Source organism: Rhodococcus sp. NPDC003348 (assembly GCF_053589375.1).
This window is the reverse complement of sequence record NZ_JBSFRT010000042.1, coordinates 19922-33849: the sequence shown is the minus strand read 5'-3', so window position 1 is coordinate 33849 and position 13928 is coordinate 19922. Positions and strand designations below refer to the sequence as shown.

General features: G+C 69.2%; 12 protein-coding genes and 1 pseudogene. 10 read left to right on the top strand and 3 right to left on the bottom strand.

Going from position 1 to position 13928, the window contains the following annotated elements:
• Window positions 1–64 precede the first annotated feature (64 nt).
• From ACWDU4_RS22860 to ACWDU4_RS22835, 6 genes are all read left to right on the top strand, one after another.
• Complete coding sequence (locus ACWDU4_RS22860; protein ID WP_450116219.1) at window positions 65–1834, top strand: FAD-dependent monooxygenase; 1770 nt, start codon at window positions 65–67, stop codon at window positions 1832–1834.
• Window positions 1835–1850: 16 nt separating this feature from the next.
• Window positions 1851–3278 carry an MFS transporter gene (locus ACWDU4_RS22855; RefSeq protein WP_450116218.1) on the top strand — a complete coding sequence of 476 codons (1428 nt, stop codon included), beginning with the start codon at window positions 1851–1853 and terminating at the stop codon, window positions 3276–3278.
• 131 nt (window positions 3279–3409) lie between these two features.
• Window positions 3410–4759 (top strand): winged helix-turn-helix domain-containing protein, encoded by a 1350-nt coding sequence (locus ACWDU4_RS22850; RefSeq protein WP_450116217.1) that lies wholly within the window; start codon window positions 3410–3412, stop codon window positions 4757–4759.
• Window positions 4760–4802: 43 nt separating this feature from the next.
• Window positions 4803–5519: a CoA transferase subunit A gene (locus ACWDU4_RS22845; RefSeq protein WP_450116216.1), complete on the top strand. Its 717-nt coding sequence runs from the start codon at window positions 4803–4805 to the stop codon at window positions 5517–5519.
• Between the two features lie 30 nt (window positions 5520–5549).
• Window positions 5550–6203, top strand: a complete 654-nt coding sequence (locus tag ACWDU4_RS22840; RefSeq protein ID WP_450116215.1) for a CoA transferase subunit B — start codon at window positions 5550–5552, stop codon at window positions 6201–6203.
• Window positions 6200–7384 carry an acetyl-CoA acetyltransferase gene (locus tag ACWDU4_RS22835; protein WP_450116214.1) on the top strand — a complete coding sequence of 395 codons (1185 nt, stop codon included), beginning with the start codon at window positions 6200–6202 and terminating at the stop codon, window positions 7382–7384. The genes ACWDU4_RS22840 and ACWDU4_RS22835 overlap by 4 nt, the downstream gene beginning before the upstream one ends.
• 201 nt (window positions 7385–7585) lie before the next feature.
• Here ACWDU4_RS22835 and ACWDU4_RS22830 read toward each other — a convergent pair whose 3' ends face one another.
• Window positions 7586–8161 (bottom strand): hypothetical protein, encoded by a 576-nt coding sequence (locus ACWDU4_RS22830; RefSeq protein WP_450116213.1) that lies wholly within the window; start codon window positions 8159–8161, stop codon window positions 7586–7588.
• Window positions 8162–8297: 136 nt separating this feature from the next.
• On the opposite strand from ACWDU4_RS22830, the gene ACWDU4_RS22825 reads away from it, so the two are divergent.
• Window positions 8298–9074 carry a siderophore-interacting protein gene (locus ACWDU4_RS22825; protein WP_450116212.1) on the top strand — a complete coding sequence of 259 codons (777 nt, stop codon included), beginning with the start codon at window positions 8298–8300 and terminating at the stop codon, window positions 9072–9074.
• A 40-nt stretch (window positions 9075–9114) separates the two neighbouring features.
• Here ACWDU4_RS22825 and ACWDU4_RS22820 read toward each other — a convergent pair whose 3' ends face one another.
• On the bottom strand, window positions 9115–10302 hold the full coding sequence (locus ACWDU4_RS22820; RefSeq protein ID WP_450116211.1) for a multidrug effflux MFS transporter: 1188 nt from the start codon (window positions 10300–10302) through the stop codon (window positions 9115–9117).
• Window positions 10303–10387: 85 nt separating this feature from the next.
• On the opposite strand from ACWDU4_RS22820, the gene ACWDU4_RS22815 reads away from it, so the two are divergent.
• Entirely contained in the window at window positions 10388–11338 is a 951-nt protein-coding gene (locus ACWDU4_RS22815; protein ID WP_450116210.1) for a tyrosine recombinase XerC, read from the top strand.
• Between the two features lie 40 nt (window positions 11339–11378).
• Here the strand turns inward: ACWDU4_RS22815 and ACWDU4_RS22810 are convergent.
• A pseudogene (locus ACWDU4_RS22810) lies at window positions 11379–11858 on the bottom strand (M23 family metallopeptidase); the annotation flags it as partial.
• Window positions 11859–12144: 286 nt separating this feature from the next.
• Here ACWDU4_RS22810 and rpsB point away from each other — a divergent pair.
• A complete protein-coding gene (rpsB, locus tag ACWDU4_RS22805) occupies window positions 12145–12993 on the top strand; it encodes a 30S ribosomal protein S2 (protein ID WP_450116209.1) in 849 nt (282 codons plus the stop codon).
• A 90-nt stretch (window positions 12994–13083) separates the two neighbouring features.
• Window positions 13084–13908, top strand: a complete 825-nt coding sequence (gene tsf, locus ACWDU4_RS22800; protein WP_450116208.1) for a translation elongation factor Ts — start codon at window positions 13084–13086, stop codon at window positions 13906–13908.
• Window positions 13909–13928: the final 20 nt, after the last annotated feature.

The window sequence follows — 13928 nt, the reverse complement described above, 5'->3', positions numbered from 1 at the left end:
TTCTTTCGCGCCGCCCGCAGTGCGCCCCCTCCCCGAACAAATTTCTCTCGAAGGAGCTCCACCAGTGAAAAAGACCGATGTCGAGGTGCTGATCGTCGGAGGCGGCGGCTGCGGACTGACCGCGTCCAGCCTTCTCGCCGACCTCGGGGTGGACTCACTCCTGGTCGAGCGGCACCCGTCCACCTCGCACCTGCCGAAGGCGCACCTGCTCAGTCAGCGGACGATGGAGATCTTCCGCCAGCACGGCATCGCGGACAGTGTGTTCGAGAAGGGTTCCCCCCTCGACAAGATGTCGAGGGTCCGGTTCGCGACGTCCCTCGGTGGCGACGGCGACCTCGATCGGCGCACCATATTCTCCATCGACGCCTTCGGCGGCGGATCGCTGCGGCATCGCTACGAGACCGACAGCCCCGTTGTGTGCACCGACCTTCCCCAGATCTGGCTCGAGCCGGTCCTGCGTGAGCACGCCGAGCGGCGCAACCCGGGAAAGGTCCTGTTCAACACCCAGGTCGAGTCGTTCTCCCAGGACGCGGACGGCGTCACCGCAGTGATTGTCGACCGCGGTACCGAGGAGCGCACCGAGGTCCGTGCAAAGTTCCTGCTCGCCGCTGACGGCGGCAAGACCGTCGGACCCGCGCTCGGCATCGAGATGCTCGGCGAGAAGAACGTGCTCGACATGGTCACCGTCTACTTCGCCGCCGACCTCTCGCCGTGGGTGCCCGACGACGGCACCTTCCAGACGTGGTTCGCCAATGTCAACGCGAAGGGCCTGTGGTCCAACGGAAATCTCGGCCCGCGCGGCCCGCACCAGTGGGGTGCGAAGTCCGAGGAGTGGGCGGTCCACTTCTCGATGCCGGTCGAGGAGGGCGCGAAGTTCGACACCACGACTGTCGAGCCGCGTATCCGCGAGCTGCTCGGCATCCCCGAGCTGGAGCTGAACGTCATCAGCGTCAACCACTGGATCATCGAGGGTGTCCACGCCGAGCGCTACCGCGAGGGACGGATCCTGCTGGCCGGAGACGCCGCGCACAAGCACCCGCCGACGTCCGGTCTGGGCCTGAACTCCGGCATCGGCGACGCCCACAACATCGCGTGGAAGCTCGCCGCCGTCCTGCGAGGCTGGGCGGACCTCGATCTGCTCGACTCCTACGAGGCGGAGCGGCTGCCTGTCGCGCAGCAGAACATCGACTGGGCGATGATGACCTTCCGCGCGCACGCGATCCTGCCTTCCGCAGTCGGGCTCGTCGCCGGTGACCAGGACAAGAACCGGCAGGTTCTCACCGACCTGTTCTCCGACGGCCGCCGCGGAGAGACCCGCCGCAGCCTGGTCGCGGAGGCGACCACGTCGCTGCGTCGCGAATTCCAGGCGCACGACCTCGACCTGGGTGTCGTCTACGACGGGGGAGCAGTGCTCGGCGACGGCACCACCGCACCGCCGCGTGACCCCGCAGGTCTCGATTACGTCCCGACCACTCGGCCCGGTCATCGGCTCCCACACGCATGGCTCGTCGACGGCGACGACCACCGGTCCACGCTCGACCTGGTCGAGCCCGGCCGCGCCCTGCTTCTCGTCGACACCGCAGGCAGCGAGTGGGCCGAGGCCGCGGGGAAGATCGCCGAACAGCGTGGCATCCCGCTCGATGTCGTGACCGTCGGCCGCCACGCCGCGATTCGTCCGGTCGGGGACCGCTGGCATGCCGTTCGTGGCGTTGGCGATCAGGGTGCGATCCTCGTGCGCCCGGACGGTCACGTCGCATTTCGTTCGGTATCAGGCGTCGCCGAACCGTTGGCCATCCTGGAGCAGGCATTCGCCGCTCTGACCGCGCAGAACTGATGGAGAGGCTCCTCCCATGACCTTGCATTCCGGCACCGCTGGGGCCCGGTCCACAGGGCCCCGCATCGACGCGCGCTCCACCGCGGCTCGTCTGGAGCGACTCCCGGTTGGAAGCTGGCACTGGAAACTGACTGCCCTGGTGGGCATCGGTGCTTTCTACGAATACTTCGAGGTGTTCCTCGGCGGCGTTCTCGCCGCGGTCCTCGGACCGATCTGGGACCTGGGCACATATGAGAAGGCGAGCCTGATCGGCTCGGTCTTTCTCGGCATGTTCGTGGGAGCAGTGACCCTCGGGCGCCTCGCCGACCGCGTCGGCCGCAAGAAGATGTTCCTGATCAATCTTGGTATCTATCTTGTGTTTTCGCTGATCGCGGCATTCTCTCCGAACGTGTGGTTCCTGATCGTGTGCCGCTTCGTCGCGGGCATCGGTGCGGGCGCCGAGGCTGCGCTCATCCCGACCTACCTGGGCGAGTTCATCCCGCGGCACCGTCGCGGGCGCTACATCGGCTACGCCTTCACCCTCGCTTTCGTCGCGTACCCGCTCGTGGCGCTCGTCGGCGCACCGCTCGCGAGCAGCGAGTTCCTGATCGACGGCTGGCGCTGGCTGCTGATCATCGGTGCCAGCGGCATCATCGTGCTGCTGTGGATGCGACGCAACCTGCCCGAGTCGCCGCGCTGGCTGGTCTCCGTCGGACGCACCGAGGAGGCGGACGCCGAGCTGCGCAAGATCGAGGACGAGGTGCGGGCCCGGACCGGCGCGGAGCTGCCGGACCCCGACTACTCGGTGCTGCCGCCGGAAGCGGTGGTCGAGGAGAAGAAGGCCAAGGTGTCGGACCTGTTCCGTGGTGGCATCCGCAACTCGATGATCGCGGTCGGCGCGCTGTGGACGATCGGTGTGCTGGCGTACTACGGGTTCAGCTCGCTGGCCCCGGTGCTGCTGGTGGACAAGGGCTACGACATCACGAAATCACTCCTGTACACCGCGGTGATCGCGGTCGGCTACCCGTTCGGTGCCCTCACTGCCGCGATCGTCGCGGAGAAGGTGGAACGACGTACCCTCGCCGTCGTCACCGCGTTGGCGACCGCTGGTGCCGGTCTGGTCTTCGGCTACGGCGCCGGCGATGCGGTCATCATGGCGGCGGGTTTCGCGATGGGCTACGCGTCCAACATCCACTCCAGCTGCGTGAACATGTATGCCTCCGAGGTGTTCCCCACTCGCCTGCGTTCGACGGCGATCGGCCTGTGCTACGGCAGCGGGCGCCTGTTCGCTCTGATGATGCCGTTCCTCGGCCTGACGATTCTCGAGGCCTTCGGTGGCTCGACCGTGCTCGCACTGTCGGCGGTGCTGTTCGTGATCACCGCCGTCCTGGTGTGGATCTTCGGACCGAAGACCACCGGTCGATCCCTCGAGGACATCGTCGAGTCGGCCCCGGCGCCGCGCTGATCGGTTCCCCGGACTCCCGCCGACAGGTATCCCGCGCAACTGTCGACAGGAGTCCGGGGAAGCGGGCGGCTCGAAGTCCGGTGCACCGATCGCTTCCGTCTAATCTGCTATGGAACCTGCAAGGAGGGACGATGGTCCGTCAGCTCGAGCCCCCAGTCGGGCCCACCTCGCGCCGCCCTCGCTCCGGACCGCCCGCCGTGTTCCCGATTCCCCGACAGCGTCTCGCGATCGTCGGGGCGGCTGCGGACCATCCTTCCGTGCAGGCGGCGCAGCGGTCCGCGGAGAAGCTGGGCTGGCCGTACCTGCTGGTCACGGACCGCACGGAGGCGGTGTGGGCCATCACGGTGAACAAGCCCGCACTCGTCGTCGTGGCCGGTGGTGAGACACCCGTCTGCCTTGAGGACGTCACCGCGATTCGTAACGGTTACAAGGGTCCCATCGTGATGCTCGACAACCTGTCGCCATCCACGACGGTGTCGGCCCTGGTCACCGGCGCCGACACCGTGTTGAGCCCCGACCTGCGCGACGACGAACTCGGAGCCCGGCTGTTGGCTCTGGTGCGCCGGACCGCCGAGGGCTCGGAATCCGGCGCCCGCTTCCTCACCAGCGGCGGGCTGAGTGTCGACCTGTGGCGCAAGGAGGTCACGCTCGACCGCACGCCGCTGCGGTTGTCCTCCACAGAGTTTCGTCTGCTGGTGTGCCTGATGGAGAGTGCCGGACAGAACGTTCCGGTCAACCGGATCCTGCACCGGGTGTGGGGTTGGGCCGACGCCGACGTCAACATGCTCCGCATCTACGTCACCCGGCTGCGTAAGGCATTGGGCGAGAAGGCGTCGTCGCCGCGGTTCGTCCGATCGGTGCGCGGCCACGGCTACATGTTCGCGGGTTCGGTCATCGAGGCGGGGGACCGCGAGTCCGACGTCGTCGAGGGGGAGTTGCCGATGATGCAGCGACTCGCCGCGAAATGCGCCGAACTCGCCGCGACCACCGACGTCGGGTCGGCCGCCGAACGCATCGTCTCCGGTCTGGTCACCGAAGGCACGGTGGACGCGGTCGGCCTGCACCTGCTCGACGGTGACGTGCTGCGCCTGATCGCGCACAGCGGGTTCACCACGGCATGGGAGGACATGGCACGGGAACTCACTGTCGCCGACGGCCGGTTCGCCTCCACCCAGGCGGTGACGACGGCGGCTCCCGTGCAGGTGCTGCGACTGCGCACGCGGACCTTTCCCGGCACGAGCGAAGCCTGTGGTGCGGAGAGTCCCGGAAACTACCTGTTCGTCCCGCTGATGTACGCGGGAAAGGCAATCGGCGCGATGGGCGTACTCCGGCACTCCATCGAGCCGATCGGCCCTCTGACCCTCTCGTATCTCAGCGCCGTCGCGGCTCTGTGCGGCACATGCCTGGGTCCCCGGTGGACGGACCAGCTCATGCCGCTCACGTCAGCCGGCGCGGCGTCACCCACCCAACCCCACCAGTGATGACGGTTCGTTCGCCGAGCCGTCACCGAGGAGAGAATCCCGCATGTCTGTTCTGCACGAAACCCCTGCCGCGGCCCTGTCCGATCTGTTGTTCGACGGAATGACCATCGCAGTCGGAGGATTCGGACTCAGTGGTGTCCCCGTGGACCTCATCGATGCCGTGGTTGCCTCCGGCGTGAAGGATCTGACCGTCGTGTCCAACAACATGGGTGTCGACGGCAAAGGGCTCGGCCTCCTGCTCGAACACGGGCAGGTGCGCAAGGTCGTCGCGTCCTATGTGGGCGAGAACGCCCTGTTCGCCGAGCAGTACCTGTCCGGCACTGTCGAGGTCGAGTTCAATCCTCAGGGCACCCTCGCCGAGCGCCTGCGCGCCGGCGGTGCCGGCATCCCGGCGTTCTACACCGCCACCGGTGTGGGCACCGAGGTCGCGGCCGGGAAACCGCACGCCGAGTTCGACGGGCGCACCTACGTTCTCGAACGCGGGATCGTCGCCGATCTCTCGCTGGTGCGCGCGCACATCTCCGACACCGACGGCAACCTCGCCTACCGCTACACCGCCCGCAACTTCAATCCCGTGGTCGCGGCGGCGGGCCGCGTCACGGTCGCCGAAGCGGAGCGGATCGTCGCAGTCGGTGACCTCGCCCCCGACGCGGTGACAACGCCCGGCGTCTACGTCCAGCGCGTCGTGCGTGCATCCGAGCGAATCAAGGACATCGAACAGCGCACGGTGCGACCGCGCCGCGCCGACGTGTCCTTCTGATCGCACTCCCACCCCGAAAGGAGCGGCATCATGCCGTGGACCCGAGACGAGATGGCCGCGCTCGCGGCCTCCGAACTGAACGACGGCTCGTACGTCAACCTGGGGATCGGCATCCCCACGCTGGTCGCCAACAATCTGCCCGAGGGACGCCGGGTGATCCTGCAGAGCGAGAACGGCCTGCTCGGCATGGGACCGTTCCCCTACGACGGTGACGAGGACGCCGACCTCATCAACGCCGGAAAGCAGACCGTGACGATAGTGCCCGGCGGCAGCATCTTCGACTCGGCCGAATCCTTCGGGATGATCCGCGGGGGTCACGTCGCGGTCGCGATCCTCGGAGCGATGCAGGTATCCGCATCAGGGGACCTGGCAAACTGGAGCATCCCCGGCAAACTCGTCAAAGGCATGGGCGGAGCGATGGACCTCGTCGCCGGCACCCCGCGCGTCATCGTCCTGACCGAGCACGTCGCCAAGGACGGCGCCCCCAAGATCGTCGAGACGTGCACGCTGCCCCTGACCGGGGTGGGCGTCGTCGATCGCATCATCAGCGACCGATGCGTCTTCGACGTCGAGGACGCAGGTCTGGTCCTTCGCCGGCTCGCTCCCGATGTCACGCTCGACGAGGTCCGCGAGAGCACCGGCGCGCCGTTCACCGTCCGACTCGACGAGGAGCTGGTCGCATGACCCTGCGTGATCGCTTCGGCACCGACGTCCTCATCGCGGGATGGGGTCACACCCGGTTCGGGAAGCTCGCCGACGAGACGCTGGAATCGCTGATCGTCTCCGTCGCACGGGAGGCGCTCGACGACGCCGGCGTCGAGCCCGGCCAGGTCGACGAGGTCTATCTCGGTCAGTTCAATTCCGGCATGCACCCGTTGGGATTCGCGTCGTCGCTGGCGTTGCAGCTCTCCGATGATCTCGCCGGTGTGCCGGCCACCCGCGTCGAGAATGCCTGTGGTTCGGGAAGTGCGGCCGTGCACCAGGGAATTCGGGCCCTGCTCGCGGGGACCGCCCGAACGGTGCTCGTCATCGGCGCGGAGAAGATGACCCACGCCGGTGCTGATGTCGTCGGGGCCGCGCTTCTCGGCGCCGACTACGAAGCCGCCGGCACGGAGTCGACGACGGGATTCGCCGGGCTGTTCGCCCGCGTCGCAACCGCCTACACCGACCGGTACGGCCCGGTCGACGACACCCTCGCCCACATCGCCGCGAAGAACCACCGCAACGGCGTCCTCAACCCGTACGCGCAGCTGCGCAAGGACCTCGGCTTCGAGTTCTGCGCAACGGTATCCGACCGGAACCCGATCGTCGCGGGCCCGCTGCGCCGCACGGACTGCTCGCCGATCTCGGACGGCGCCGCGGCCCTCGTCCTGACCACCGCACCCACCCGGTCGGCGCATTCACCGGTCCGCGTCACCGGTTTCGGGCACGCGAACGACTTCCTGCCGCAGGCCAAGCGGGATCCCGTCGAGTTCGCAGGCAGCGTCACCGCGTGGCGGCGGGCACTCGACATGGCCGGTGCGGGTCTCGACGACCTCGACTTCGCCGAGGTTCACGACTGCTTCACCATCGCCGAACTCGTCATGTACGAGGTGATGGGGCTGGCCGAGCGGGGCGAGGGCCGACGCGTGATCGACGACGGAACGGTGCTCCCGGGCGGGCGCCTACCGGTGAACTTGTCGGGCGGACTGAAGTCCAAAGGCCACCCCGTCGGCGCCACCGGCGTCTCCCAGCACGTCCTCGCCGCCATGCAACTGAGCGGAACCGCAGGCGACATGCAGCTCGACTCCGCCCGCCGCGGCGTCGTCCACAACATGGGAGGGCTGGCGGTCGCGAACTACGTCAGCGTTCTCGAAGCACTCTGATCGCATCCGGCAAACGATGTTCGGAGCGCGCGACGCCTTCTCCGCGGAACGCGCCGCGCCTCCGCGCGATCATCGTGGCGGCCCTGGCGTTGTTCGCGGCACCGTGTGCGTCCTCGGGGACGCTCAACCGTGACGGCCCGGCCGGGATGTCGCGGGACGGTGTCTCGCGGACCGGGCCGTCACGGTTCGGGACGTCAGACGTCAGGCCCCGAACTGCGGGCAGAGGTGCTCGAGGGCTGCGTCGGCGAGCTGGCGGGTGCCCTCGCTGTCGTCGCCGCGCGACATCATCTCCACGTAGCCGTTCCAGTCCGACCAGGCGTCGGTGGAGACGGCCGAGGGGCGCAGCTGCTCGTAGGTGTCGCAGAAGGTGTGGCCCGTGGACACGATGGCGGCCCGCTGCGTGCGGAGCCCGGGCGTCGACGTGCCATCGGCCGACGTGTGGTCGTCCCAACGGGACTGGCCGCACACGGCTTTCGCGAACTCGGCGTCGCCACCCTCGGGCACGGCGACGAACACGCTGCTGGCCTGCATCCGCTCGATCTGCGCTGTACGGGACTCGTCGAACATGGCCGTCAGTTGCCGGTAGGTGTCGTCGGGCTCCCCGACCGGCTGCGGGCGAAGCACGTCGACGAGCTCCTCGGCGGTCGCGTTGGGCTGCGAGGCGTCAACGCAGGTGGAGTCCGCGGCCGCGTCGGCCTCGGAGGTGGACGAGCAGCCGGTCAGAACAGCGGCGGCGACGAGCAGGACGGCGGGCGCGATGCGACGTGCGAGATTCATGATCCTCCGATGGAAGCGGCTGCGACCGAAGGAGTATGCCAGCCGTGGTCGATCGGTCGGACCGAATCCTCGCCCTCGCGGCGCCACGACCCGGACGCGTACAGTTAGGTGAACCTAATAAGTGGAGGCTTGAAGCATGACGCGACCGACCGTGACGCTGACCGTGCAGCGCACCGAACAGCTCACCCCGCACCTGGTCCGGGTTCACCTCGGTGGGCCGGGGTTCGAGGAGTTCGTGCCCAACGGCTACACCGACGCCTACGTGAAGCTCGTCTTCGGCGCCGACGAGGATCCGGTGTTGCGGACCTACACGGTGCGCCGGGTTGACGACGAGAAGCGGGAGATCGCAATCGATTTCGTGGTGCACGGAGACGAGGGCATCGCCGGTCGGTGGGCCGCGGGCGCGAAGCCGGGAGAACGGCTGCGGCTGCGCGGGCCGGGTGGCGCCTACGCCCCGCGTGCGGACGCGGACTGGCACCTACTCGCCGGGGACGAGTCCGCAGTGCCCGCGATCGCGGCCGCGCTCGAGGCGCTGCCGGCCGGCGCCCGCGCGCAGGTGTTCATCGAGGTCGCGGGCCCCGAGGACGAGGTGGAGCTGCGCACCGACGCCGACGCGACGATCACCTGGGTGCACCGCGGTGGTGGCGCGAACGAGGTCGGCGACGAGCTGGCGGGGGACAACGCCCTCCTGATCACTGCGGTCAAGGCCGCCGACTGGTGGCCCGGCCGGCCGCACGTGTTCGTTCACGGTGAGGCGCACGCCGTCATGCACGGCATCCGTCCCTACATCCGCAAGGAACGCGGCGTGAGCGCCGAGTGGGCGTCGATCTCCGGGTACTGGCGCCGCGGCCGCACCGAGGAGGGCTTCCGCGTGTGGAAGTCGGACCTGGTGGCGGCCGAGCAGGGCCGCTGACCCCGGGTGGCTCCCGAACCCCGGTTCGGGAGCCACCGCACTACTCTGTCGCCACCGTCACCGGAACCGGGTGCTCGGCTCCCGCCTTCGGCCGGGTGAGGGTGAACAGGGCGAGCAGCGCGACCGCCGCGCACACCAGGATGCTCGTCGCCATGCCCGCGGCAGACCCGCCGGCCAGCGGGGACACCAGCGCGCCCAGGCCGAACTGGCCCGCGCCCATCACCGCGGATCCGGTGCCCGCGGCCTCGCGCACCTCGGACTGACCGAGCGCGGTCGCGTTGCCCATGATGAAACCGATCGCGGTGGTCGTCACGAACAGCAACGGCAACACCACGGCCCGGTTCGTGCCGCCCACCGTCACCTCCAGGAGCAGGACCGCCGCGGCGGCGGTCAGCAGCAGCACACCGAAGGCCAGCATCTGCCGGGCGTGGAACCGTCCGATCAGCCGGGTGTTGACGATGCTGCCGAGCACGATGCCGATCGAGTTGACGCCGAACACGACCGAGAACTGCCCCGAGCTCAGACCGAGCACGTCCTGCATGACGAACGGCGACGCCGAGATGTACGAGAAGAGCGCACCGAACCCGAACATGAACGTCAGCGCGTAGCCGACGAACCGCCGGTTGCCGAGCACGTACCGGGCGTTGCGGGCCAGCGCCGTCAGTCCGCCGCCGTGACGGCGCTCCGGTGCGAGGGTCTCCGGGATCAGCGCGAGCACGCCGACCACCATCACGACACCCGCGCCCGCGAGAACCCAGAAGATGCCACGCCAGCCGATAGGTCCGAGCAGCGCGCCGCCGGCCATCGGCGCCACCACCGGGGCGACGCCACCGATGATCATCATGATCGAGAACAGCTTCGCGGCCGCGTCGCCGGTCGCGCGGTCGGCGATCACTGCGCGCGCCAACACGATTGCCGCGCCGCCGCTGAGCCCCTGCAGGAGCCGGGCGGCGATCAGGACACCCGCGGACGGTGCCAGTGCGCACAGAAGGCCGCTGATCGCGAACAGGACGGTTCCGCCGAGGAGCAGTTTGCGGCGCCCCCAGCCGTCCGAGAGCGGACCGACGATCAACTGCCCGACGCCCAGACCGGCCATGAAGGTGGTCAGCGTCAGCTGGATCGTCGAGGTGGACGTCGCGAGGTCCTCGCCGAGCGTCGGCAGCCCCGGCAGGTACATGTCGGTCGCGAGGGGCGCGATCGCGGACAGCAGGGCAAGGGTCAACAGCATCGGAACGGATATCGCACGGGTCACATGAGACACCCAGCGGCGCGTGTGCTTGCTTTATTCCCGTGGCGGGGCAATCTTTTTGACCATGACCTCCGACGCGCAGGGTGACGGGCCCGACGAGCTGCCCGCGCGCCTGGCCGAACTCCTCGACGTCTACGCCGACCACCTGCGCCTCGAACGTGGACGTTCCGAACACACCGTGCGTGCCTATCTCGGGGACGTGCGCTCGCTGCTGACCCACGTCGTCGCCGCCGATCCGGAGGCCCGGCTCGAGGACCTGGACCTGGCCACGCTGCGGGGCTGGCTGTCCGGGCAGGCCGCCGCCGGTGTCGCCCGCACCACCCTCGCCCGGCGCACCGCGTCCGCGCGGACCTTCACCGCGTGGCTGACCCGTACCCGCCGCATTCCCCGCGACCCAGGGGTGCGGCTGGCGTCCCCGAAGACGCACCGCACCCTGCCGGCGGTGCTGCGGCAGGGACAGGCGGAAGAGGCGATGCGGGCTGCCGAATCCGGTGCCGCGCAGCATGACCCGGTGGCGGTGCGGGACCGGTTGATCGTGGAGATGCTGTACGCGAGCGGGATCCGGGTCGGGGAACTGTGCGGACTCGACCTCGACGACGTGGACCACGACCGGCGGGTGGTCCGGGTGGTCGGCAAGGGCGACAAGCAGCGGTCGGTGCCGTTCGGTGGCCCGGCCGCCGAGGCCCTCGACGCCTGGCTGCGAGTCGGGCGGCCCGCACTGGCGAACTCGCAGTCCGGGAACGCTCTGCTCCTCGGCAAGCGCGGCCGTCGGCTCGACCAACGCCAGGCCCGGACGGTCGTGCACGAGGTGCTCGAAGCGGTGCCGGGCGCGCCCAGCCTGGGGCCGCACGGGTTGCGGCACTCCGCCGCGACCCACCTGCTCGAGGGCGGCGCCGACCTGCGCGTCGTGCAGGAACTGCTCGGGCACAACAGCCTGGCGACCACCCAGCTCTACACACACGTGTCCGTCGCCCGGCTGCGCGCGGTGCACGACCAGGCCCACCCGCGGGCATGACGCCCCGCCCGGCGGCGGTGCGAGCGGGCATGACGCGCCGGCCCCGCAGCGGCTTCAGCCGCACCGGGCCAGATCGCACCAGGGCCAGCGGATCGAGGTACTCCTCCCGGCCACGGCGCACGCCCCAGTGCAGGCAGGTGTCCGGGCATCCGGAATGCCCGGTGACCAGGACCCCGATCTCGGTTCCCCGCGTCACCCGCTGACCGACGCGGACGCCGGCCGTCACGGGTTCGTAAGTGGTGCGCAAGCCGTTCGGGTGGTCGACCGAGACGACCGGTTTTCCCGCCACCGGACCGGCGAACACCACCACGCCGTCGCCCGCGGTGAGCACCGTTTGTCCGGGTGCGCCGCGCAGGTCCACCCCGCGGTGTCCGGGCAGCCAGTCGTGGGCGGGCGGGTCGAACCCGGTGACCACGGTGGGCCGGGGGCGCAACGGCCACCCGAAACCCGCCGCGTCGGCGGGAGGACCGCCGCCGAGCATCATCAGTCCGCACAGTCCGAGCACCACGGGCAGTCGCATGCCGACCACTCTCGGCCGCCGAGCGGCGTGCGGGGAGCCCGCCGAGTCGATCTGTGGATCCTCTCGCGCCGAACTCCACAGGCAGAGGGACCGGTTAGGTCGGGCGCCGTGGACCCCGTACACTCGACACGCGGTCTGTGTTCGCGCAGTCCGACTTCGCGCGCCCGCGCAACGAACAACGGCCCTCGGCTGGTCCTGCATTCGTGCAGGTCCGAGGGTTGGTGGGCGCCAGGGCAGGGGTCACCCGACCACCTGCGACAACCGGCAATGAAAGAGGTACACAGCCATGGCTGTCGTGACCATGAAGCAGATGCTCGACAGTGGTACCCACTTCGGGCACCAGACCCGTCGCTGGAACCCGAAGATGAAGCGATTCATCCTCACGGACCGCAACGGCATCTACATCATCGACCTGCAGCAGACCCTCACGTACATCGACAAGGCGTACGAGTTCGTCAAGGAGACCGTCGCCCACGGCGGCACCATCCTGTTCGTCGGCACCAAGAAGCAGGCGCAGGAGTCCATCGCCGAAGAGGCCACCCGCGTCGGCATGCCGTACGTGAACCAGCGCTGGCTCGGCGGCATGCTCACCAACTTCACTACCGTCCACAAGCGCCTGCTGCGCCTGAAGGACCTCGAGGCCATGGAGCAGACCGGCGGCTTCGAGGGTCGCACCAAGAAGGAAATCCTCATGCTCACGCGTGAGATGACCAAGCTGGACCGCACCCTCGGTGGTATCCGGGACATGGCCAAGGTTCCGTCGGCCATCTGGGTCGTCGACACCAACAAGGAGCACCTGGCGGTCTCCGAGGCGCGCAAGCTGAACATCCCGGTCATCGCGATCCTGGACACCAACTGCGACCCCGACCTCGTCGACTACCCGATCCCGGGCAACGACGACGCCATCCGCTCCGCCGCGCTGCTGACCAAGGTTGTCGCCTCCGCCGTCGCCGAGGGCCTGCAGTCCCGCGCCGGCCGCAACGCCGCCGACGACAGCAAGCCCGAGGCCGGCGCCGAGCCGCTCGCCGAGTGGGAGCAGGAACTGCTCTCCCAGGCCGCTCCGGCTGCTGACGCCGAGGCCGCGCCCGCCGCCGAGGCCGCTCCCGCGACCGACGCCGAGGCCCCGCAGGCCTAGTCGATCCGGCCCCGACCCCTCGCATGCACCACCGGGTCGGGGCCGTTTCGCTCCCCACCACCGAAACTCACTCGAGGAGGCTCGCCCCCGATGGCGAACTACACCGCCGCTGATGTGAAGCGGCTCCGTGAGCTCACCGGCTCCGGAATGATGGACTGCAAGAACGCGCTGACCGAGACCGACGGTGACTTCGACAAGGCCGTCGAGCTGCTGCGCATCAAGGGCGCGAAGGACGTCGGCAAGCGTGCCGAGCGTTCCACCGCCGAGGGCCTGGTCATCGCCAAGGACGGCGTCATGATCGAGCTCAACGCCGAGACCGACTTCGTCGCCAAGAACGCCGAGTTCCAGGCGCTGGCCGACACGATCATCGCCGCTGCCGCCGCCGCGAAGCCGGCCGACCTGGACGCCCTCAAGGCGGTCGAGGTCGACGGCAAGACCGTCGAGGCGCTGGTTCAGGAGCTGTCCGCCAAGATCGGCGAGAAGCTCGAGCTGCGTCGCGTCGTCTCCTTCGACGGCCCGGTCGCGACCTACCTGCACAAGCGTGCCTCCGACCTGCCGCCGGCCGTCGGCGTGCTGATCGAGTACACCGGCGAGGGTGACGCGGCGGCCGAGGCCGCCCGTGCCGCCGCCATGCAGGTCGCCGCGCTCAAGGCGAAGTACCTGACCCGTGACGAGGTCCCCGCGGACGTCGTCGAGAACGAGCGTCGCATCGCCGAGCAGACCGCGAAGGAGGAGGGCAAGCCGGAGGCCGCTCTCCCGAAGATCGTCGAAGGCCGCGTCAACGGCTTCTTCAAGGATGTCGTGCTCACCGAGCAGTCCTCGGTCACCGACAGCAAGAAGACCGTCAAGGCCCTGCTCGACGAGGCCGGCGTGACCCTGGTCCGCTTCGCGCGGTTCGAGGTCGGCGCCAGCTAGTCGCCAGGCAGTAGCTGCGA